The sequence below is a fragment of the Sedimentitalea todarodis genome, from assembly GCF_032595355.1.
GTDB classification, from domain to species: domain Bacteria; phylum Pseudomonadota; class Alphaproteobacteria; order Rhodobacterales; family Rhodobacteraceae; genus Sedimentitalea; species Sedimentitalea todarodis.
The window spans coordinates 149952-170923 of sequence record NZ_JASMWN010000006.1 but is presented as its reverse complement, the minus strand read 5'-3'; the positions used below and the strand labels follow the sequence as shown (position 1 = coordinate 170923).

The window sequence follows — 20972 nt, the reverse complement described above, 5'->3', positions numbered from 1 at the left end:
CGGGTATCAGGCGGCATGGTCACACAACATGAAATCCTGCGCCTTGGGCATCAGGGCGATGGCGTCGCAACGGGGCCGGTCTATGCACCCGCCACATTGCCCGGTGAAACAGTCAGCGGAACCCTGAACGGGACACAGTTGACGGAGGTTCGGATTGAAACCCCGTCGCCCGAACGGGTGCGGCCGCCTTGCCGACATGCAAGAACCTGCGGTGGTTGCCAGTTGCAACATGCGTCAGATGCGTTCGCGGCGACCTGGAAACAAGAGATCGTTGCAGCCGCCCTTGAGGGGCAGGGGCTCGCAGCCCCGATGCGCGGCGTCGTCACGTCGCCCGCCCGGACGCGCCGGCGTGCGGTTGTGTCGGCTCGGCGGACGAAAAAAGGGGCCATGGCGGGCTTTCACGCGCGTGGCTCTGATGTGATCATCCAGATACCGGACTGTCAGTTGGTTGATCCCAAACTGCTGAAGGGACTGCCAGTTGCCGAGGCGCTTGCGGTGGTGGGTGGCAGTCGCAAGGGCGAATTGTCAGTTACCCTGACCGTGACCGAAAACGGGCTGGATGTTGCGGCGAGAGGCGGGAAGCCCACCGACGGACCGCTGGAAATCGCGCTGGCACAGGTTGCGGAACGGTTCGATTTGGCGCGGCTTGCGTGGGATGATGAGGTTATCGCCATGCGGCAGCAACCCGTTCAGAGATTCGGCGCGGCGCAGGTGGTGCCGCCACCCGGTGCGTTCCTGCAGGCAACGCCAGAAGGTGAAGCGACATTGCTTGCCGGCGTTCGCGAAATCGTGGGTGATGCTGCGCAGGTTGTCGATCTCTTTGCCGGATGCGGCACGTTCAGCCTGCCGCTCGCGGCTTCTGCCGAAGTCTTCGCGGTGGAGGGTGACGCCGAAATGGTTCGGGCGCTGGACCAGGGCTGGCGACAGGCGCAGGGCCTGAAAAAGATCACCGGCACCGCACGCGATCTTTTTCGCAGGCCGCTAGTGCCGGACGAATTCAAGACTTTCGAGGCGGCTGTCATCGACCCGCCGCGTGCAGGCGCCGAAGCGCAGGTTGCAGCGATTGCGGAATCCCGGCTGGACCGGGTTGCCTATGTGTCCTGCAACCCGGTGACCTTTGCACGGGATGCGCGGGTTCTTGTATCGTCCGGCTATCATCTGGCATGGGTTCAGGTGGTTGATCAGTTTCGCTGGTCTTCGCATATTGAACTTGTGGCCGCCTTTTCACGCTAAGAACCTCAAGAATCCGGTCATTCCCCATAAAAGTGATTTTGCGTTTGTCGCAACAAACGCTATTCGATGGATTGAGGCAGAAAACAAAGAGAGCAGCAAATGAAGCGGCGTATTTTCGGGTTCGGGGCCTTGGCGTCCCTGGCGGTGGCAGGATGTTCGACCAGGTCCAAGTTTCTGACGTATAACGGCCCCGAAGTGACATCGGTTGTCGTGAACAAGGGTCAGCGGCGTTTGTATCTGCTGAACAACGAGGAGATTTTGAAAGCCTACGATTTTGACCTCGGATTCACGCCGACCGGGCACAAACAGTTCGAAGGTGACGGAAAGACCCCGGAAGGCACCTATCTGATCGACCGGCGCAACCCCCGCAGCAAGTATCATCTGTCGGTTGGGATCTCCTATCCGAATTCCAAGGATATCGCGACCGCGATTGCGGCGGGCAGAAGGCCCGGTGGTGAAATCTTTATTCATGGTCAGCCAAACACCAAAAAAGCCAAGGGCCGCGACTGGACCGCTGGATGTATCGCCGTCAAGAATGACGAAATCGAAGAGATCTACGCGATGGTCAAGGACGGCACCGTGATAACGCTGCGACCATAGGGCAGGCAATGACCCCAGGGTGTTCAGTTCGCCAGTTCCCGCGCATTGACGCGCCACAGATCGACGACGGAATGTGGCCCCTAGCCAAGGGTTTCCAGCCGCCACTTGATGACGTTCCGTAGGCAGGCCACCAGATCTACGTATCGGCGCATCTGGGTCGTAAGAAATGACCCCAAGAATATGGAAATCAGCTCTGGGGGTCAGAGCCAGACAAGGATCCGCGATAACCTCTCGTCAGGACCGCCAGCTGTTCAGCCAGCGGCGAAAACGCCCGCGTTTCTCGGTGATGCTGTCACCTGCTGCATCCATGCTGTCACCGATGTCGTCGAGCACCGGGTCGATCCGTGCCTCGCGGAATCGGCGCCATCGGACCCAGATCGCCCAGAAGATCGCTGCCAGAAGCGTGAGGAAGACGATATTGAACCAGTTGATGACTCGGTGGTCCGGGCCTTCGACCGGCTTGATGGAAATCGCATTGGGGAAGGTCGACAGGAATTCGTTGCGCCAGCCGTAGTGCAGGATCGACACCCATTCGGGGTTGCCCTTGGTCGAAATTGCATCGTTGGCTTCGGTATAGAGATTTGCGGTGTCAAATTTGAAATAGAACGGCCAGCCCCAGCCGGTATCTTCGTTGCGATAGACGATGGGTTTGCCGTTTTCGCGCACACCCTGGATAAACTGCACATCGCGACCGGCCAGACTGGCGGATTGATCGTCGGGGCTGGACCAGAAGATGCGGGTCCAGTCATTGAGGTCCTGACGTTCTTCATAGGTGTTGACGATCCGCACGATGTCATACTGGGGCAGCGTGTAGTGCAGCAATCCGCCCAGGAGCAGCCAGAAGGTCAGGATGAACGCCCATTTGATATAGGCCATCTGTCAGGTCCTCACATGAAATTCACAACATAGATCAGTACCGAGATGGCGATCCAGGGCACGATGTAAACCCCCAGAATCAGCTTTCGCCGGAGCGAGTTGTCATAACGCGTCAATCCGCGCCGCACAAAGGTTTCCTGATCGACCGGCAGTGCCTTTTCTGACCAGCGCAACTCGAGCTTGCGGCGGCGGAGGCTGCGGGAATAGAACGACAGCCCGATGTAGGCGATCGTCTGCACGACGAACAGGATCAGAACAAGGCGCAGAAGTCCCAGCATGTCAGATCCGTCCCACCGCGCCCCAGGGGCCGACCCTTAGAATCAGGTCGGGCATCGGGTCGGCAGGGACGGTGCCGGTCATGTCGGGTTCGTGGCCGAACAACGCCGCGCGCGCGCCCGCCTTGTCGATTTGGTACTCGCGGCTGAGAAAGTCGGCGACATAGTCCTTTTTGGCATCGGGCCAACTCTGGTAGCGGCGATAGAACACGGGCTTGTTGCAGATGAACAGCTGGCGAATATCAAGCAGCGTCAGCTCTGCCAGCATCCGGTTCACCAGATCACGGTCCGGCGTATCCGCAGCCCGCAGGGTGTAGAAATAGGCCGGGTGATCGGAGGTTATGCGCGGCCAGGATCCACCGTTTTCGGCCCAGTTCAGCAAGGCCGCCAACCCGTCATATTCCTGCGGCAAAACGCTGTGGTGCTGCCGCGCCAGCCGGCGCAGGTCGGCACGGGTCAGCCCTGTCAGGTCCATGCCACCTTCGCTGGCCGTGTCGATCACGATGAAATCCATCTTCTGCTGCAGAATTGCGGCGGCATCCAGTCCAGGTGCCTTGATGATGGGTTCGACCAGATCGTTATAAGCGAGAAACTTGGCGATGCGGTTGCGATCGCTGAAATCGAACACGTATTTTATGGGCAACTCACCCAGAACGGATTTGTCCCCGGCCGAGATCAGGGCGGGATGATCGACGTCCTGAAACACGTAGAGACCGCCAAAATGGCTGGTCCAGAAGTTCTTCTGTTCAAACTCGGTATCGGTCAGTTTGACGGCGTTGCGGGTGATATCGCCTGATTTTTCCGCAAGGCTGATCATGCGCGCGATCAGAACATCGTCAAACCAGGCGTCCTCTTCGGCCCGAAACCGGTCGACGAGGCTGGTCAGCTCACCTGCATGTTTGAGGGTTCCGCCGGTGGTGTCTGCCTCGATCCGGATGGTGCGAATATCGAACAATGCCTGCGGATCACGTGCGTGGATGACCGAGTTCACCAACTCACCAGCGACAGCGTCCACAGCGGTCAGCGCAAAGAGCTGCGCCTCGTTGGTATCAATAAAGCGACGCAGAATGTCATGGCTGGTGGAAAAGGTTGCATTCAGCAGGGGCGCGCGTTTCTGATCGGTTGTCAGCAGGATGAACTGGCGGTTGACCCCGTTCTGGTTGAGATATTGATGATCGCCCAATTCATCGCCGATCTCCGGTGAGTATCCCGAGATATCGACGTGAAAATCGGTCAGGGCCGTGTGTTTTCCGGTCAGGTGCTCCAACGCCCGATCATAGCGTTCGACAAGCGCTGGCGTAGCCACGTGAATGAGATTTCCGAACATCAATCCGCGTTCGATCAGTCGCTTCATTGCCGCACCCTCGCGCGGCGCAGGCGGTTGAACAGGGACAGGTACATAGGCAGCCAGAGAAAAGCCGCCAACCCGGTGATCGGAAGTGTTCGCATCAGCCGGGGCAAGGCCGCATCAAGACCCGAAACCGGATCCGGGTCCAGGATGAACAACAGCGTTGCCGCCAGCGTGAAACATACGGTCAGGCCCAGAAGGCCAGTGGAAAACGGGCCCAGAGTGGACAGAAATGACGGCTGCACCACGATCTCGGCAGCGACAATGGCGCTGATGACAGAAACCAGTACGATGGCTGAAAAGAAAAAGAAAACCGTCACACCACAGCCTCCGAAACCCTTGTCACGTCGCACCCTTCCCGGCGGAATGTCCTTTGTGAACAGCGCGCATCGCGGACTTTAGCAGGTGTATCGAGATTTCCCATAGCAAATAGATCGGCGCGGCGATGGATTGAAACAAGGTCTGCGCGGTGATTTGCGGCCTTGGTTGGAGGTAAGGTCCGTCAGAGGGGTTGGATTCAGCTGAATTTGGTTTCATGTGTGGTCACACTTCGCAGACCACAGGACAAGGACCTTCGCGATGACGCAAACCGATGCTGCCGACCTGACCGCCCGCCTGATCCGCTGTCCGTCCGTGACACCGCAAGAAGGTGGCGCGTTGGTCCTGCTGGAGCAGGAACTGTCCGCTGCGGGGTTTCACTGCACCCGCGCGGACCGGGGCGGGATCAGCAATCTGTTTGCCCGTTGGGGCGACAAGGGACACCCGCGAAGCTTTGGGTTCAACGGGCACACGGATGTTGTGCCGCTGGGCGACGAATCCGCGTGGACGATGCCGCCATTTGGGGCCGAGGTGAAAGACGGGGTGATGTACGGGCGGGGGGCGACCGACATGAAATCGGGCGTGGCTGCCTTTGCGGCTGCGGCCATCGACCTCGTGCGCGACGCGCCTCCGGACGGGGCAATCATCATCGCGATCACGGGTGACGAGGAGGCAGATGCGGTCGATGGCACCACCGCGTTGCTCGACCACATGGAACGAACCGGCGAAGCGATGAGCGTTTGCCTTGTTGGCGAGCCGACCTGCCCCGAGAAGATGGGCGAAATGATCAAGGTTGGCCGGCGCGGCTCGCTGAGCGCGTGGTTCACTGTGACCGGGGCCCAGGGCCATTCCGCCTATCCCCATCGTGCAAGAAACCCGTTACCGGCGATGGCGCGTCTGATGGACCGGCTTGCCAGTCATGCGCTGGATGAGGGGACCGAGCATTTTGACCCTTCGACGCTTGCCGTGGTCTCCATCGATACTGGCAACCCGGCGACCAACGTGATCCCGGCAGAGTGCCGAAGCACCGTCAATATCCGGTTCAACGACAGCCACAGCGGCGCGTCCCTGACCGAATGGCTGCGCTCTAAAGCGGATGATGTCGCGGCCGAATTCGGAGTCGCGATTGATATGAAAGTCAGTGTTTCCGGCGAGAGTTTCCTGACCCCGCCGGGGCCCCTGTCGGAGCTTGTATCCAAGGCCGTAGAGGCCGAAACAGGTGTGGTTCCGGTGCTGTCCACCAGCGGCGGCACCTCGGATGCGCGCTTCGTCAAGGATCATTGTCCGGTGGTTGAATTTGGCCTTGTTGGCCAAACCATGCACCAGGTGGATGAGCGCGTCGAAGTGGCCCAGATTCATCAACTCAAGCGCATCTACTCCCGGATCTTGCGCGACTTCTTCAGCTGACCCGCAATGTCCAGAACCGTTGTAGTCATGCTGAAAGAACCACGTCCGGGGCGGGTCAAGACGCGGCTGGGGTGCGAGATCGGAATGGGCCCGGCGGCCCGGTGGTTTCGGTTGCAGGCCCTGTCTCTGCTGCGCCGCATCCGCGATCCGCGCTGGAATGTCGTGCTCGCCGTCACCCCGGATCGCGAAGGATTGCAGAGCCGGCTCTGGCCGGTTGACCTGCCTCGGATACCGCAGGGCTATGGAGACCTTGGCGCACGAATGACGCGCGCGCTCCGTGCCGCTGCGCCGGGGCCGGTTAGCGTGATCGGCGCGGATGTTCCGGGGCTTGGCACGCCGCAGATTGCGGCGGCGTTCGCGGCTCTTGGCAATCATCATGCGGTGTTTGGGCCAGCGTCTGATGGCGGCTTCTGGCTGGTCGGCCTGAAACATCCGCTGCAGGCACCAAAAGGGCTGTTCAGGGGGGTGCGCTGGTCCACCGAGCACGCGCTGACCGATAGCCGGGCGACACTTGGCAGCCTGACCGTTGCGCAGATTGAGACCCTGCACGACGTGGACACCGCCGCCGATCTGCGCCGGATCGGTTAGCATCGCCTTTTACCGATGACTGCAACGATATGTCGTGCTAGGGCGAAGCCATGACGCGCATTCCAAACAAGGCCGAGATTCTCGACTGGATTTCTGCCAACCCGACCCAGAGTTCCAAACGTGACATTGCCAAGGCCTTTGGGATCAAGGGCGCGGACCGGATTGATCTGAAACGGACCCTGAAAGAGCTGGAGGCCGAAGGGCATCTGGAGCGGCGCAAGCGGTCCTATGGTGACCCTGAGCGCTTGCCCCCTGTCAGCGTCTTGCAGGTCAAGGCGCCCGATGCAGATGGCGATCTGTTCGCGCGGCCACTGGAATGGCACGGTGAAGGAATCGAGCCGATCGTTCTGGTATTACCGCGGGCAAGTGACCCTGCACTAGGCGAGGGTGACCGAATCCTGGCGCGGCTGACCGTTGTCACCGAAAGCGACCACAACTACGAGGCCCGGCTGATCCGGCGGATCGGGACCAATCCGAAACGGATTCTGGGCGTGTTCCGCAAGGGTGCGGAAGGCGGTCGGATTGTCCCGATCGAAAAGGCGCAAGGCACGGAATGGACTGTTCCCGAAGCGAACCGGTTTGGCGCCAAGGATGGCGAACTGGTCGAGGCGGAACAGGCGGGGCCGAAATCGCGCGTGGGCCTGCCGCGCGCGCGGATCGTGGCCAGGCTTGGCGATCCGTCATCGCCGCGCGCCGTGTCACTGATTGCGATTCACCAGCATGGGATTCCTGATGCGTTCCCCGATGCGGTGATCGCCGAGGCGGATGACAAGACGCCACTGGGGCTTTCGGGGCGCCAAGATTTGCGCGACATGCCGTTGATCACAATCGATCCGGCGGATGCACGCGACCATGACGATGCCTGTTATGCGCATGCCGATGACGATCCCAAGAACCCCGGTGGGCATGTGGTCTGGGTCGCGATTGCCGATGTTGCCGCCTATGTGCGGCCCGGAAGCGCGTTGGACAACGAGGCGCGCAAGCGTGGCAATTCGAGCTATTTTCCCGACCGGGTCGTGCCGATGTTGCCGGATCGTCTGTCCGGCGATCTGTGTTCCCTGCACGAGGGTGTGCCGCGCGCCTGTATCGCGGTCAGGATGCAACTCGACACGGACGGCAGGAAGATCGGCCACAAGTTCGTGCGGGGGCTGATGCGATCCGCGGCCTCATTGCACTATGCCGAGGTGCAGGCGGCAGTGGATGGCGACCCAAACGACCGCACGGGCCCGTTGTTGGAGCCTGTCATTGAACCGCTTTACGCAGCCTACCGCGCGCTGGTGACGGCCCGCGAAGATCGGCAACCGCTGGATCTGGATCTGCCGGAACGAAAGATCGAACTGGCCGACGACGGCACCGTGACCTCGGTCAACTTTCGCGAGCGGCTGGATGCGCATCGACTGATCGAGGAATTCATGGTGCTGGCGAATGTCGCTGCTGCGGAAACGCTGATCGCAAAACGCTCGCCCTTGTTGTTCCGGGTGCATGAAGAACCGTCGCCTGAAAAGCTCGACACCCTGCGCGAAGTGGCGCAGGCGGCAGGGTACAACCTGGCCAAGGGGCAGGTGTTGCAGACCCGGCATCTGAACCAGTTGTTGCGCGCTGCCGAAGGCAGCGACAATGACGAATTGATCAACATGTCGACCCTGCGTTCGATGACGCAGGCCTATTATTCGCCACAGAATTTCGGCCATTTCGGCCTCGCCCTGCAGCATTATGCGCATTTCACCTCGCCGATCCGCCGCTATGCGGATCTGATCGTGCATCGGGCGCTGATTTCGGCGCATGGCTGGGGCAAGGACGGTTTGTCGCCCGAAGAGATCGAGCGGCTGGACCAGACAGCCACCCATATTTCCGATACCGAGCGGCGCTCGATGATGGCCGAACGTGACACCACCGACCGCTATCTGGCGGCGTTCCTGTCCGAACGGATCGGCAATGAATTCAGTGGCCGGATCAGTGGCATTGCCCGGTTCGGAGCTTTTGTGAAACTCGATGAAACCGGTGCAGACGGGTTGATCCCGGTGAGGTCATTGGGGCGCGAATACTTTCAGTTCGACCGTGAGGCGGGCACATTGATGGGGTCCGACACCGGGTTTACCATCGCAATCGGCCAGCGGGTCACCGTGCGGCTGGCGCAGGCGACGCCGGTTACAGGTGGGCTGGAACTGGTACTGCTGACAGTCGAGGACAAGGCGCTGCCCAAAGGGCAGAGCCCTGCCGGTCGCAGCCCGCGTCGCAAGGCAGTGCGTGGCAAGCGCAAGTCAGACAAGGTCAAGCGCAAGGTGGCGCGCAAGCGGCGCTAGAGGTGGTAGGTCAAAGCCCGGCTGATTAGCCAGCCATGGCGCATGGGGTCGATCTCTGACGGATCACCAAACAGCACCGCGCGTTTCCCGTCGATCCGGTCACGCCCCGGAAATTCGGCGGTATAGTCCGACATCAGGGTCGTCTGGCAATGCACATACAGCGCAAAACTCGCCGATTTATGTGGCGCAATGCGCAGGGTCGTCCCGGATTTCGTTACCGGTGTCAGATAGGCAGGCTGCCCCCAACGGAGCGCCTCGGTGACTTCGCCAACCCGATTGTCGGATGCCGCAGTATCAAGGATCAGGTCACGCAGCCCCATTAGACCGGGCCGCGCGGTATCATCGAACGCGTCAAAAACACCTTCGACCTGAGTATCTGCAAAGGGTCGGGTCATGGTAGCTGCACCGTGTCTTCCAGCCTGGCGATATAGTCGGACAATTGCGCATCCGCCGCAACCCGCCGTGACAGCGGGGTTTGCACCGGTGTGGACCGGATCGCGGCGAGCATAGGACCAACGCTGAGGTCTGCGGATGTTGGTCGGTTGCCCATCAGGAACGGGCTTTGCCAGAGACAGGATTGGATCGCCTGCAGGTCCTGTTCGACGCGCGCGAGCCGGTCCTTGTCGGAAAACCGGGCAATGCCATGCGTTGCGAGGCCCTGCATCAGTTTGCGGCGAAGACCGTTGGCAACGGGCCGGCGCAAGAGGGCAGGGACATTGGCGAAATAGCGGTCGCGTATGGTCGGCCAGACGGCATCATTGCCCCATCGGTCCAGCACCAGATTGAAGTAGAGATGTTCTTCGGCCATCCGGGTCAGCGCGTGAGACTGTGCACGCTGCATGTCAGAGAGATCGGGGTCGAATATGGCCCCTTCATTTTCCAGGTAGCGACGAATGTTGTTGCTGTCCGGGATCAGCCGTTCATCGGTATGCAGAACCGGCAGCTTGGCTTGCGGCATCTTGCGGGGATCGTCGAAATCGCGGCGCGACCAGTTCAGACCAGACAACTGCAGGAATGCCGCCGCCTTGACGCAAAAGGGGCTGAGGCTGAATTGTCCGAACCCGCGCGGATAGGTGTAGAGCAAGAGCATGTGATGTTCCTTTGGATGTATGTTGTCCTGACTGTATCCAAGGCTGATGACAGTTTCTGGCATCAGGGCTATGCTAAATAGCATCATGTCCCGAACCGCCCGCCTCTTTCAGTTGATGCAATGCCTGCGCAGCGCCGCGCCGCCGCATACGGCGCAGGGGCTGGCTCAGGATCTCGACGTGTCGCCGCGAACCGTGCATCGCGACATCGACACATTGCGCGGTTTGGGGGCGGTGATCGACGGAGCCGCCGGGTTCGGCTTTACCCTGATCGAAGACGCGACCTTGCCGCCGCTTGGTTTCGAGAATGAAGAACTCGAGGCACTGGTGCTGGGCCTGCGCGAGGTGGAGCAGATCGGCGATCCGGATTTGGCCGGCGCGGCGCGGTCCGCACTCAACAAGCTGCAGGCGCGTTTGCCCGCGCGACAATCCCATCGGCTGGCCCACGCGGTCCTCACTGCGCGCCGCTTTTCCCGCCCGGAAGTACCGACGATTGCTGTCGCGGAATTGCGGCAGGCCACATGGGATGAAACGGCGATCGAGTTTGCCTATTCGGATGCGCAGGGTGCGCAGACCCGGCGGCGCGTCGATCCGTTGGGCATATCGTATCTGGATCGGTCAACCGTGCTGGTGGCCTGGTGTCACCTGCGGCAGGACTTTCGGGTGTTCCGGTTGGATCGGATGAGCGATCTCGTGGTCACGGATCAGAGCTTTCGCCCCAGACGGGTGCCAATGCTGCGCGCGGCGCTGGCGCAGTTCCAGACGCAGAACAAGACCCCTGCGGCGGCTGAAACCCGCAAGGAAAAGGATTGACCCCTATTCCGACGTCCGGTTTCGCGGTATAATCTGCACAGAGCAGAGCAAGAAAATCGGGATAACAACGATGTGCAACTGGAGAATTGCCGGGGTTCTTTCCCTGGCTATGACAGGCGGTGTTCAGGCAGAAACACAGGGCGAGTCCGTTCGCCCGGAGGTGCGGCCACAGGTCGAAGTGATGCGGATGGCAACCGCGAGCCTGACCTATTCGCTGCGCCCGACGGCGCGCCCCAAGACAATCAGTGTAAAGGAAAGCCCGGTGCAGAAAGACGCATCAAGCGAGGATTTTCGGACCTGGCTGCACGGGTTCCGTGCGCGTGCAGTGGCGCAAGGGATCAAGCCCGGCGTGCTGGACGCGGCCTTTGACGGTGTAACCTATGACGCGGATATTATCCGTCGCGACCGCAACCAGTCGGAGTTTTCCAAGACAATCTGGGAATACCTGGACAGCGCGGTTTCGGACGCACGATTGCGCAATGGCAAATCTGCCCTGAAGCAGCATCGTGTGACGTTGGAGGCAATCGAGGCGCAGTATGGCGTCGAGAAAGAAGTGGTGGTGGCCGTCTGGGGGCTTGAGAGTGCCTATGGCAGCTATCGCGGCAGCACCGATATCATCGGCGCGCTGGCGACCCTCGCCCATGACGCGCGTCGCAGCGCATTCTTCGAAGAGCAGCTGGTCGCGGCCCTGAAGATCCTGCAATCGGGGGATACCACGGCCCGCAACATGACCGGCAGCTGGGCTGGTGCGATGGGGCATACGCAGTTCATGCCGACATCATACCTCGACTATGCGGTGGATTTCACAGGCGACGGCAAGCGAGACATCTGGTCGGACGATCCCACGGACGCACTGGCCTCGACTGCCGCCTACCTGGCCCACTTCGGCTGGACCAAGGGGCAGCCATGGGGTGTCGAGGTCACGGTGCCGGAGGGTTTCGATTTCCGGCTTGCGGATCGCAAGATCAGGAAATCCGCTGCGGATTGGGCGCGTTTGGGTGTGACCGGCGTGAATGGTGCGGTTTCGGATCATGGACCGGCCGCAGTGCTTTTGCCAGCGGGCGGCGAGGGAGCAGCGTTTCTGATATTCGACAACTTTGCGGTGATCGAACGCTATAACACGGCGGATGCCTATGTGATCGGGGTCGGCCACCTGTCTGACCGCATTGCCGGCGGCCCGCCGATCAAGGCCCAGTGGCCGCGCAACGACCGTGCGCTGACCCTGAGTGAGCGCAAGGAGATGCAGGAACGGCTGACGGCCAAAGGGTTTGACACCCAAGGCATTGATGGCCGGATTGGCCCGCTGACGATCGATGCGGTTCGGGCCTATCAGGTTGCCTCGGGGCTGACGCCGGATGGCTACGCGTCGATGACCCTTCTGAATCGATTGCGCTGAAAACAACGCGGGTGTCGGACCGCACTGCCGATTGGCGATTCCATGAACCATGAATTGTCGGGCCGTCATATCTGGCCTGATGGTATTGCCTGTTGATCAAAACAGTTCAGGCCAAAAGCCGGTCGGGGTATTCGCCTTAGCCCGGGCTCATTCCGCGCAGGCGTTCAGAGCGGCGGCGCAGCAGTTCGACCACTGTCAGCAGGATGACGGATACCACCACGAGGATTGTCGCAACCGCGAGAATCGTCGGGCTGATCTGTTCACGCAATCCGGTGAACATTTGCCAGGGCAGCGTCTTTTGCCCAGCCGAGCCGACAAAGAGCACGACCACGACCTCGTCGAACGACGTGATAAAGGCAAACAGGGCACCCGAAATGACACCGGGCAAAATCAGCGGCATCTGCACCCGGAAGAACGTTGTGACCGGGTTCGCTCCCATATTCGCGGCGGCTCGCGTCAGTGACCGGTCAAATCCGACCAGCGTGGCCGTTACAGTGATAATGACAAACGGAATTCCAAGCGCCGCGTGCGCGAGAACCACGCCGATATAGGTGCCCTGGAGGCCGATCCGGGAGTAAAAGAAGTACATGCCCGCAGCAGAGATGATGAGCGGAACAATCATCGGTGAGATCAGGATGGCCATTATGGCCCGGCGGAACGGCACATGCGGCTGGCTCAGACCGATGGCCGCGAGCGTGCCAAAACTGACCGAAAGAATCGTCGCAACCGGCGCGATCATAAGCGAATTGCGCAGCGCATTCTGCCAGTCGGAACTGGTCAGGAAATCCTTGTAGTGCTTGAGCGAATAGCCAGCAGGATCAAAACGCAGCATCTCGGGTGTGAAGGTAAAGAAGTTCTCGGCGTTGAAGCTGAGCGGCATCACCACGAGGATCGGCGTGATCAGAAACACGAATATCGTGCCGCAGATAACCCGGAAGGTGAAATGCCAAAGCACCTGCCCCGGAGTCAGATAGGGGGCGACCTTGGCGCGATAGCGCCCTTCGTACAGCCAGAAGGTGAACCAGCCGAAGAACCAGCCAAATAGTCCGCCGACCACGGCACCCGGAATTCCGCTCATGGCAAAGCCCGCGACGGCCACCAGTGTCGTCAACCCCCATCGCACCAACTTTTCATTGCTCAGCACTTGGGTCGCGATATAGGCAATTGCCGCCATGATCGCCGCACCAACCAGAATGCCGATGAGAAGACTGTCTTTCGCGTTTCCGACGAGCATTCCGGCAAACGCGCCTGCGGCTGCGACGACGGGCAGGTAGAAGGAAACAGGCGTGCGCGAAATCGGGGTCAGAGCAGCCATGATCTCAGCCTCCCAGCTTGACGTTGTCGATGCCGACGATCTTGTCGTAGGCGTAGTAGAGCAGCAGAACCACCGCCAGCAGGATCGCACCGAGCGCCGCAGCAAGGCCCCAGTTCAGCGAACTGGAGATGTGATAGGCAATCCGGTTCGAGATGAATGTACCGGTGTTGCCGCCAACGATCTCGGGCGTGATATAATAGCCGATGGACAGGATGAAGACGAGGATCGAACCCGCGCCGATGCCGGGCACCGATTGCGGGAAATAGACCCGCCAGAACGCGGTCCAGTTGGTCGCGCCCATGGACTTGGCGGCGCGCAGATAGGTCGGTTGGATCGTCTGCATCACCGAATACATCGGCAGGATCATGAACGGCAGCAGGATATGCGTCATGGCAACGATCGTGCCGAACTGGTTGTTGATCATCACAAGTCGCGCATCGTCGGCCACCAGGCCCAACCAGACCAGCGTGTCGTTGATCACGCCCTGCTGTTGCAGCATCACCTTCCACGCCGAGGTGCGCACAAGCAGGGATGTCCAGAATGGAAGCAGCACGAGAATCATCAACAGGTTCGATGTCCGCGTCGGCAGGTTGGCCAGAATCCATGCGACCGGATACCCGAGCACGATGCAGGACATCGTGATCACCACGCTCATGAACAAGGTGCGGCCGAACAGGATCATGTAGATTTGCTGATTTTCCGGGCGTGCCTCGGGGCCATCGGGGCCCTTCTGCATATCAACGGCATTCAGGAAATAGCCATTCGTGTAGCTGGGTGAATATGTCTTGATGGTTTTCCAGATCGGAGTTTCACCCCAATCCTTGTCAATGGCGACGAATTCGTCCTTCAAGGACGTCTCGCCTTCGATCTCCATCCGCTTGACCTTGCGGCCGGTTTTTCGGAACAGCGAAGATGCGCCGGTCATCTCATAGTTCAGACGTGAGCCCAGTTTTGTATGACTCTTGGCCTCCACCGCGACTTTCAGATCGGCGGCAAGCGCCCTGAATACAGGCTCGCCGGGAATCTCGCCCGAGTCGGGGTCCCAGTCGGCAAGCGCCGAAACGGTCTGGGGCAGTGTTTCGGAGACAATCTGGTTTTCGACCGAGCGGAACAACATATCCGCGATCGGCGCGATGAAGGTAATGAGGACAAAGAGCAACAACGGAGCGACCAGCGCCAATGCTCGCAATTTCTGGAGTCTCAGCGCGCGTGCGAGGCTGCGCTTGAGCGGTGTGCCGTCTGCGGCAAGTACCGGACCGGAAGTCGTTTGATCGCTCATGATCTTGTTCCTTGCTGGGCAACAGTCGGGCTTGTGTACGGGTCCGTCCGTATCGATCCAGAGGCGGCGCACCGCCTCTGGAAATGTCTCAGGTCAACAGCTTACTTGGCCAGCCATGCCTGGAACTTGGCGCTGATATCGTCGCGATAGTCAGCCCAGAACTCGTAGTTGTAGAGAAAGGTGTTCTTGGCGTTGTTGGGATCGGTCGGCATGTGCGGTGCCATGTCGATCCCCAGATCCGCGTGCTGGCCAACCAGCGGTGCCGAAGACGCGCGCGCCGGGCCATAGCTGATGTACTTGGCCTGATCTGCCAGACGCTGCGTGTCGGTCGCGAACATGATGTAGTCCAGCGCACGGGCTGTACGTTCCTCGGAAAGACCTGTCGGGATGATCCAGCCGTCCAGATCGAACACCTGTGCGTCCCAGAGCATCGCAACCGGCTGATTCTGCTCTTCGATCACACTGAAGAGACGGCCATTGTAGGTTGACCCCATCACGACTTCGCCATCGGCCAGAAGCTGTGGCGTGTCGGCACCAGCGGACCACCAGATGACCTGATCCTTGATGGTATCGAGCTTGGCAAGTGCCTGCTCCTGGCCTTCTTCGGTCGCCAGAACGTCATAGACTTCATCCTTGGCGACGCCATCACAGAGCAATGCCCATTCCATGTTGTTGATCGGGCGCTTTTCCAGCGCGCGCTTGCCCGGATAGGCTTCCAGATCAAACACGGCGCAGACGTCGGTCGGCGGCGTGTCACCGACCATGTCGGTACGATAGCCGAAGGTTGTTGAATAGACGATCTGCGGAATGAAGCATTCCGAGACCAGCAAGTCGCCAAAGTCGTCGGACGCCTTGGAGCCGTCATCGCCGTCAGCCAGCATTGTGTCCGGGTCAATTTCCATCGCCAGACCTTCGTCGCAGAGGCGGATGGCGTCAGATGCGACAACGTCAACAACGTCCCAGGTCACGTTCCCGGCTTCGTTCATCGCACGCAGCTTTGCCACCGCTTCGGCAGAGCTTTCGTCGTTGATGATCTTGACGCCCGTCTTCTCCATATAGGGCTCGTGATAGGCCTTTTTCTGCGAGTTGGAATAGGCCCCGCCCCAGCTGACGATGGTCATTTCGTCGGCCATGTCAGCGCCGCTGGCCATGCCGCCGGCAAGTGCAAAGGCGGTTGTAGCCATCAATATCTTCATTGGCTTCATTTCGGAATTCTCCCTGTGGTTTTCTCGTTGTTTAGGTGGATCGGGTCAGCACGACAGGCATTTGCCCGTCCCCCGCGTTCATCGACCGGATATCCGGACCGACGTTTCTGTCCGCTACGCGTCAAGCGCACGACAATCCCGGGGCATCCAGCCGATTTCGATCTGGGTGCCCGGTTGCAGCCGGACCTGGTCCGGCGCGTTCCGGGTTTTGATGATGAATTCATCATTCCCGGCAACTTTGAGGCGGGTCCGGAAGATATCACCCATATAGATGAACTCCATGACCTCGGCCTTGAGAGTATGAACGCCTTCCTGAAGACGTTCCTTGTTGTATTCCACACGTTCGGGGCGGATCGAGACGCGGGTCCGCTCGCCCGGCTGGGTGACATTGACCGGCTTGCAGTCAATCAACTCGCCATCATCGAGACGCACGATTGCGACATCGCCGTTGATTTCCTTGACCACGCCCTCAAGCGTGTTGTTTTCGCCGATGAACTGCGCAACGAAACTGTTCTCAGGCTCTTCATAGAGCTTGTCAGGCGGAGCAAGCTGCTGAATGCGACCGTCTTCGAACACCGCGACCCGATCGGACATGGTCAGCGCCTCGGTCTGGTCATGTGTCACATAAACCACGGTGATTCCCAGATTGTCGGCAATCCGCTTGATCTCGAACTGCATGTGCTCGCGCAACTGCTTGTCCAGCGCGCCCAGCGGTTCGTCCATCAAGACCAGTTCGGCTTCGAACACCAAGGCGCGGGCCAGTGCGATCCGCTGCTGCTGACCACCGGAAAGCTGCGCGGGGCGACGGCCGCCAAAGGCCCCCATCTGCACCATGTCCAGCGCCCGCTTGACCTTTTGTTCGCGCTCCGACTTGCCCAACTTGCGCACTTCCAGCGGAAAGCTGAGGTTCTCGGCAACAGTCATGTGCGGAAACAGTGCATAGTTCTGAAACACCATGCCGATGCCACGCTTGTGCGGTGGAATGTTGTTGATCGACACACCGTCCAGACGAATGTCGCCGTGCGTGGCGGTTTCGAAACCGGCGAGCATCATGAGGCAGGTGGTTTTTCCCGACCCCGAGGGCCCGAGCATCGTCAGGAACTCGCCCTTTGGCATGATCAGGTTCAGATCTTTGACAACAAGGTTTTCGCCATCATAGCTCTTTTGGACGCGGTCAAACTCGACGAACGCGTCAGACGTTTGTGTATCAGCCAATTCGGCTCCCCTTGGACTTCCCGCAGTTATATCTGCTGTTTTGGTCCGGAAAGTTAAGCACAGAGAGTGCCCGCTATGCAACCATATCTCCCAAGAATGCCGGTTTGGTTTCACAGACCATCGTTGAGGCGGCGACAATAGGGGCTCTGGAACGAGATTTGCCCGGCAAATTGACTTACTGTTCATATCTGTTTGGATAGGCTGATACCCTGACCGGAGCACATGATCATGACTGACCTCTGCAGCACGGCGGCTACAATGACGCCATTGTCCTTGCTCTTACGCTCATGAACCAACATCTCGAGGACACAGCCGGCTTTCTGGAAAGACTGGTCTCCTACCCCACTGTTTCTGCGGACAGCAATCGACTGATGGTTGCTGACCTGGCTGCGCGGCTAGAGGATGCGGGCGCACGGGTCGAACTGTTTGAAACCGGGGACGGAAAGAAGGCCAACCTTTTCGCGACACTTGGTCCGGATGTGCATGGGGGGATCGTCTTGTCCGGCCATACAGATGTTGTCCCCGTGGCCGATCAGGATTGGTGCAGCGATCCCTTTGAGATGCGCAAGGCCGATGGGAATCTGTTCGGTCGCGGCACCTGTGACATGAAGGGATTCATCGCCGCGGCGACGGTGCTGGCGCCCGAATTTGCGAAACAGCCGCTGCGCCGCCCGATCCACTATGCCTTTACCTACGATGAAGAGGTCGGCTGCCTTGGCGCGCGGGCGCTTGTCCCGATTCTGCAAGAACGCGGCATTCGGCCCGCGATGGCGATTATCGGCGAGCCCACCGACATGCGGGTGATCGAGGGACACAAGGGCTGTTGCGAATACACCGTGAATTTCACTGGGCTGGAGGGACATGGGTCATCCCCGCATCGCGGCGTCAATGCTGCGGAATATGCGGTCCGGTATGTGACCGAACTGATGCGGTTGCGCGGAGAACTGATGATGCGCGCGCCCGAGGGTGGCCGGTTTGAACCACCCTGGACCACGATCAATGTCGGACGTATCGCAGGTGGCGTCGCGCATAACGTGATCGCGGGCAAGGCCGAGGTGGAATGGGAAATGCGCCCGGTACAGAACGGCGATGCGGAGTTTGTGAAATCGGCGATGCAGAGCGTGATCGACCGCGACCTGCTCCCGATGATGCGTGCGGTCAGCCCGAGCGCAGATATTGTGACCGACGTCATTGGCGAGGTCAGCGGGCTTGAGGTGATGGAAGAAAACGCAGCGCGGGATCTGGTCGCTTCGCTGCTGGGTGCAAACGGGGCCGATGTGGTGGCATTCGGCACGGAGGCAGGGCTGTTTCAGCAAATGGGCATGTCGGTCACGGTTTGTGGCCCCGGATCAATTGACCTGGCCCACAAGCCGGATGAATACGTGAGCATGGAGCAGCTTGGCACATGCCTCGACATGCTCGAGCGGCTGGGCCGTTCCTCGGCGTTGTTGGACGGGTCTGACTAGGACGCAGCCTTGAAAAGACCCTGCGATTTGACCTCGGCATAACATTCATCCAATGCCCGCCCGGCCCGATCGATCATGGTGTCGATCTCGGTCGGCTGGATGACCAGCGGCGGCGACATCACCATCCTGTCGCCGACGTGGCGCATCACAAGGTTATTGGCAAAGCACCGCTCCCGGCAAATCAGCCCCACGGTCCCCTCGTCGCTTGCAAATTTTGCCCGGCTTTCCTTGTGCGGTGTCAATGCGATCGATCCCATCAGCCCGACAATCCGCGCCTCGCCGACCAGCGGATGATCTGCCAGTGCTTGCCATTTTTCCTTCATGTACGGCCCTGCGACATCACGGACGTGATCGATGACATTTTCCTCTTCGAGAATGCGCAGGTTTTCCAGCGCCACGGCAGAGGCAACGGGATGGCCAGAATAGGTGTAACCGTGGTTGAATTCACCGCTCCCGATGACCCCGGCCACCTCGTCGCTGACGATAGAGCCGCCAATCGGCGCATAGCCGGAACTCAGCCCCTTGGCGATGGTCATGATATCCGGGCGGATGCCGAGCGTCTGGCTGCCGAACCAGTTGCCGGTTCGTCCAAAACCACAGATTACCTCGTCCGCGATCAGCAGGATTTCGTATTTGTCACAGATACGCTGGATTTCGGGCCAATAGGTTTCCGGCGGGATGATCACGCCGCCGGCACCCTGGATCGGTTCGGCAATGAACGCGGCGACGCGGTCTTCGCCCAGTTCCCCAATGGCTGTTTCCAGTTCTCGGGCGCGGGCAAGGCCGAACTCTGCGGGCGTGCTGTCGCCACCTTCGGCCCACCAATGTGGCTGGTTGATATGGTGAATGTCGGGTATCGGCATTCCGCCCTGCGCGTGCATATAGGTCATTCCACCAAGGCTGCCGCTGCCCATTGACGAACCGTGATAGGCGTTCTTGCGGCTGATGATGATCGATTTCGATGGCTTGCCCTTCATCGCCCAATAGGTGCGCACCATGCGGATATTGGTGTCGTTCGCCTCGGAGCCGGACCCGGCAAAGAAGACATGGTTCAGATCACCCGGCGCAAGCTCGGCCAGCTTGCTGGCCAGAGCGATGGCCGGCACATGGGTGGTCTGAAAGAAGGTGTTGTAAAATGGCAGCTCGCGGATTTGGCGCGCTGCCACTTCGGCCAGTTCTTCGCGCCCATAGCCGATGTTGACACACCAGAGACCGGCCATCCCATCGAGGATCTCATTGCCTTCGCTGTCGGTCAGCGTCACGCCTTTGGCCCGCATGATGACGCGCGCACCCTTTTCCGCCAATTCGTTGCCGGTGGTGAACGGATGCATGTGATGCGCTGCGTCGAGCGCCTGTAGCTCGGCGGTGGGCAGGTGGTTCGTGATGGCGGACATGGCACAGACTCCGGAGTCAGGGTTCGGGATCAAAATATGATCAAATTCTGCACTGTCAATCGAATCAGTTTTCCTCGGCCAGCACTGCGGCGACCAGCTCCATACCCTGCTCGACATCCTGGACGAGCGCGTGCGCCGCTACATCGGCATGACCTTCGCGGAGTGCCGTCAGAATTTCCTTATGCCGATCCGGAAGACTCTGGGTGCCCAACCGTCCGCATACCACCCGCAGTGATGGCCCAAAGCGGAGCCACAACCGATCCGCGATCTCGGCCAGAACCGGGGCATTCGCATGGGCATATAGGGTCGTGTGGAACTGGTAATTGCCTTGCAGGTAGCCACTGACATCCCCAATTGCGATGGCATGGTCCAAGGCGTTGTCGATCTCGGTCAACCGATCGATGTCCGTGTCTTTGACACGTAGCGCCGCGCGTCTTGCCAGCTCTTTTTCTATTGTTTTTCTGAGGTATATGATCTGTTCTGCGTCTTCGCTGTTCAATATTGGAACGCTGACCCGGCGGTTTCCCTGAAAGACGAGCGCGCCGTCAGAGATCAATCTGCGGATCGCTTCGCGAACAGGCGTCATGCCTGCTCCGAGCGATGTCGTCAGCCCCTGAATGGTGACGGCCTGGCCCGGTGCCATTTCCCCGAACAGGATCTGTTCGCGCAATTGTTGATAGACCACCTCATGCGCCGGTGTTTGGACAGGCCCGGACGTCGTGCGCTCTGCTGCCTTATTCACCCTTGCCACCCGCCCGATCCCTTTTACCGCCCAGCTTTCTTGCACCATGCGCCCGAGCATGAAAGCATATCTGTGATTGCCAAAGAAGCCAAAACTTGATCAAATATCGCA

Annotated in this window: 20 protein-coding genes; 8 read left to right on the top strand and 12 right to left on the bottom strand. The window is 59.8% G+C overall.

All coding sequences use genetic code 11. From position 1 onward, the window contains the following. Positions 1 to 15 precede the first annotated feature (15 nt). Both QO231_RS10310 and QO231_RS10305 read left to right on the top strand, forming a co-directional pair. The gene (locus QO231_RS10310) at positions 16 to 1233 is read left to right on the top strand and encodes a class I SAM-dependent RNA methyltransferase (RefSeq protein WP_316775803.1); all 1218 of its coding nucleotides are present in this window, start codon (positions 16 to 18) and stop codon (positions 1231 to 1233) included. A gap of 99 nt (positions 1234 to 1332) precedes the next feature. Beyond that, entirely contained in the window at positions 1333 to 1833 is a 501-nt protein-coding gene (locus tag QO231_RS10305) for a L,D-transpeptidase family protein (RefSeq protein WP_316775800.1), read from the top strand. A 234-nt stretch (positions 1834 to 2067) separates the two neighbouring features. On the opposite strand, the gene QO231_RS10300 is transcribed toward QO231_RS10305, so the two are convergent. From QO231_RS10300 to QO231_RS10285, 4 genes are read right to left on the bottom strand one after another with little or no spacing between them, the layout of a single operon-like run. After that, the gene (locus QO231_RS10300) at positions 2068 to 2709 is read right to left on the bottom strand and encodes a DUF1523 family protein (protein ID WP_316775798.1); all 642 of its coding nucleotides are present in this window, start codon (positions 2707 to 2709) and stop codon (positions 2068 to 2070) included. Between the two features lie 11 nt (positions 2710 to 2720). Next, positions 2721 to 2987 carry a hypothetical protein gene (locus QO231_RS10295; protein WP_316775795.1) on the bottom strand — a complete coding sequence of 89 codons (267 nt, stop codon included), beginning with the start codon at positions 2985 to 2987 and terminating at the stop codon, positions 2721 to 2723. 1 nt (position 2988) lies between these two features. Then, positions 2989 to 4338 (bottom strand): DUF6638 family protein, encoded by a 1350-nt coding sequence (locus tag QO231_RS10290; protein WP_316775793.1) that lies wholly within the window; start codon positions 4336 to 4338, stop codon positions 2989 to 2991. Next, positions 4335 to 4652 carry a hypothetical protein gene (locus tag QO231_RS10285; RefSeq protein ID WP_316775791.1) on the bottom strand — a complete coding sequence of 106 codons (318 nt, stop codon included), beginning with the start codon at positions 4650 to 4652 and terminating at the stop codon, positions 4335 to 4337. The genes QO231_RS10290 and QO231_RS10285 overlap by 4 nt, the downstream gene beginning before the upstream one ends. Before the next feature lie 259 nt (positions 4653 to 4911). On the opposite strand from QO231_RS10285, the gene dapE reads away from it, so the two are divergent. The 3 genes from dapE to rnr are packed head-to-tail and all read left to right on the top strand — an operon-like array spanning position 4912 to position 8948. Next, positions 4912 to 6057 (top strand): succinyl-diaminopimelate desuccinylase, encoded by a 1146-nt coding sequence (gene dapE / locus QO231_RS10280; protein ID WP_316775789.1) that lies wholly within the window; start codon positions 4912 to 4914, stop codon positions 6055 to 6057. Between the two features lie 6 nt (positions 6058 to 6063). Continuing rightward, positions 6064 to 6645, top strand: a complete 582-nt coding sequence (locus QO231_RS10275) for a TIGR04282 family arsenosugar biosynthesis glycosyltransferase (protein WP_316775787.1) — start codon at positions 6064 to 6066, stop codon at positions 6643 to 6645. Positions 6646 to 6695: 50 nt separating this feature from the next. After that, positions 6696 to 8948, top strand: coding sequence for a ribonuclease R (gene rnr / locus QO231_RS10270; protein ID WP_316775785.1), 2253 nt, complete (start codon positions 6696 to 6698; stop codon positions 8946 to 8948). Here the strand turns inward: rnr and QO231_RS10265 are convergent. Together QO231_RS10265 and QO231_RS10260 are read right to left on the bottom strand one after the other, a co-directional pair. Then, positions 8945 to 9343 (bottom strand): DUF1801 domain-containing protein, encoded by a 399-nt coding sequence (locus QO231_RS10265; protein ID WP_316775783.1) that lies wholly within the window; start codon positions 9341 to 9343, stop codon positions 8945 to 8947. The genes rnr and QO231_RS10265 overlap by 4 nt on opposite strands. Then, the gene (locus QO231_RS10260) at positions 9340 to 10101 is read right to left on the bottom strand and encodes a glutathione S-transferase family protein (protein ID WP_316775782.1); all 762 of its coding nucleotides are present in this window, start codon (positions 10099 to 10101) and stop codon (positions 9340 to 9342) included. The genes QO231_RS10265 and QO231_RS10260 overlap by 4 nt, the downstream gene beginning before the upstream one ends. 22 nt (positions 10102 to 10123) lie before the next feature. Between QO231_RS10260 and QO231_RS10255 the strand changes: the two genes are divergently transcribed. Next, positions 10124 to 10849, top strand: a complete 726-nt coding sequence (locus tag QO231_RS10255; RefSeq protein ID WP_316775780.1) for a helix-turn-helix transcriptional regulator — start codon at positions 10124 to 10126, stop codon at positions 10847 to 10849. A gap of 70 nt (positions 10850 to 10919) precedes the next feature. After that, a complete protein-coding gene (locus QO231_RS10250; protein WP_316775778.1) occupies positions 10920 to 12245 on the top strand; it encodes a lytic murein transglycosylase in 1326 nt (441 codons plus the stop codon). Between the two features lie 136 nt (positions 12246 to 12381). On the opposite strand, the gene QO231_RS10245 is transcribed toward QO231_RS10250, so the two are convergent. The 4 genes from QO231_RS10245 to QO231_RS10230 form a co-directional block, all read right to left on the bottom strand. After that, positions 12382 to 13560, bottom strand: coding sequence for an ABC transporter permease (locus QO231_RS10245; protein WP_316775776.1), 1179 nt, complete (start codon positions 13558 to 13560; stop codon positions 12382 to 12384). 4 nt (positions 13561 to 13564) lie between these two features. Beyond that, positions 13565 to 14839 (bottom strand): ABC transporter permease, encoded by a 1275-nt coding sequence (locus QO231_RS10240; RefSeq protein WP_316775774.1) that lies wholly within the window; start codon positions 14837 to 14839, stop codon positions 13565 to 13567. A gap of 101 nt (positions 14840 to 14940) precedes the next feature. Next, complete coding sequence (locus QO231_RS10235; protein ID WP_316775772.1) at positions 14941 to 16044, bottom strand: extracellular solute-binding protein; 1104 nt, start codon at positions 16042 to 16044, stop codon at positions 14941 to 14943. A 114-nt stretch (positions 16045 to 16158) separates the two neighbouring features. Beyond that, positions 16159 to 17259 carry an ABC transporter ATP-binding protein gene (locus QO231_RS10230; protein WP_316775770.1) on the bottom strand — a complete coding sequence of 367 codons (1101 nt, stop codon included), beginning with the start codon at positions 17257 to 17259 and terminating at the stop codon, positions 16159 to 16161. A 287-nt stretch (positions 17260 to 17546) separates the two neighbouring features. Here QO231_RS10230 and argE point away from each other — a divergent pair, with 287 nt between their 5' ends. After that, the gene (argE, locus tag QO231_RS10225; RefSeq protein ID WP_316775768.1) at positions 17547 to 18725 is read left to right on the top strand and encodes an acetylornithine deacetylase; all 1179 of its coding nucleotides are present in this window, start codon (positions 17547 to 17549) and stop codon (positions 18723 to 18725) included. Here the strand turns inward: argE and QO231_RS10220 are convergent. Next, the gene (locus QO231_RS10220) at positions 18722 to 20119 is read right to left on the bottom strand and encodes an aspartate aminotransferase family protein (RefSeq protein ID WP_316775766.1); all 1398 of its coding nucleotides are present in this window, start codon (positions 20117 to 20119) and stop codon (positions 18722 to 18724) included. The two genes, argE and QO231_RS10220, sit on opposite strands and share 4 nt — an antisense overlap. A 64-nt stretch (positions 20120 to 20183) precedes the next feature. Continuing rightward, entirely contained in the window at positions 20184 to 20921 is a 738-nt protein-coding gene (locus tag QO231_RS10215) for a GntR family transcriptional regulator (RefSeq protein ID WP_316775763.1), read from the bottom strand. Positions 20922 to 20972 lie beyond the last annotated feature (51 nt).

Excerpts from the sequence above, each read along its gene's own strand:
- QO231_RS10275 (WP_316775787.1), top strand. The coding sequence starts at position 6,064 with ATGTCCAGAACCGTTGTAGTCATGCTGAAAGAACCACGTCCGGGGCGG.
- QO231_RS10265 (WP_316775783.1), bottom strand. The coding sequence starts at position 9,343 with ATGACCCGACCCTTTGCAGATACTCAGGTCGAAGGTGTTTTTGACGCG.
- QO231_RS10250 (WP_316775778.1), top strand. The coding sequence starts at position 10,920 with ATGTGCAACTGGAGAATTGCCGGGGTTCTTTCCCTGGCTATGACAGGC.
- QO231_RS10240 (WP_316775774.1), bottom strand. The coding sequence starts at position 14,839 with ATGAGCGATCAAACGACTTCCGGTCCGGTACTTGCCGCAGACGGCACA.
- rnr (WP_316775785.1), top strand. The coding sequence starts at position 6,696 with ATGACGCGCATTCCAAACAAGGCCGAGATTCTCGACTGGATTTCTGCC.
- QO231_RS10255 (WP_316775780.1), top strand. The coding sequence starts at position 10,124 with ATGTCCCGAACCGCCCGCCTCTTTCAGTTGATGCAATGCCTGCGCAGC.
- QO231_RS10310 (WP_316775803.1), top strand. The coding sequence starts at position 16 with ATGGTCACACAACATGAAATCCTGCGCCTTGGGCATCAGGGCGATGGC.
- dapE (WP_316775789.1), top strand. The coding sequence starts at position 4,912 with ATGACGCAAACCGATGCTGCCGACCTGACCGCCCGCCTGATCCGCTGT.
- QO231_RS10260 (WP_316775782.1), bottom strand. The coding sequence starts at position 10,101 with ATGCCAGAAACTGTCATCAGCCTTGGATACAGTCAGGACAACATACAT.
- argE (WP_316775768.1), top strand. The coding sequence starts at position 17,547 with ATGAACCAACATCTCGAGGACACAGCCGGCTTTCTGGAAAGACTGGTC.
- QO231_RS10245 (WP_316775776.1), bottom strand. The coding sequence starts at position 13,560 with ATGGCTGCTCTGACCCCGATTTCGCGCACGCCTGTTTCCTTCTACCTG.
- QO231_RS10295 (WP_316775795.1), bottom strand. The coding sequence starts at position 2,987 with ATGCTGGGACTTCTGCGCCTTGTTCTGATCCTGTTCGTCGTGCAGACG.
- QO231_RS10215 (WP_316775763.1), bottom strand. The coding sequence starts at position 20,921 with ATGCTCGGGCGCATGGTGCAAGAAAGCTGGGCGGTAAAAGGGATCGGG.
- QO231_RS10305 (WP_316775800.1), top strand. The coding sequence starts at position 1,333 with ATGAAGCGGCGTATTTTCGGGTTCGGGGCCTTGGCGTCCCTGGCGGTG.
- QO231_RS10220 (WP_316775766.1), bottom strand. The coding sequence starts at position 20,119 with ATGTCCGCCATCACGAACCACCTGCCCACCGCCGAGCTACAGGCGCTC.
- QO231_RS10290 (WP_316775793.1), bottom strand. The coding sequence starts at position 4,338 with ATGAAGCGACTGATCGAACGCGGATTGATGTTCGGAAATCTCATTCAC.
- QO231_RS10300 (WP_316775798.1), bottom strand. The coding sequence starts at position 2,709 with ATGGCCTATATCAAATGGGCGTTCATCCTGACCTTCTGGCTGCTCCTG.
- QO231_RS10235 (WP_316775772.1), bottom strand. The coding sequence starts at position 16,044 with ATGAAGCCAATGAAGATATTGATGGCTACAACCGCCTTTGCACTTGCC.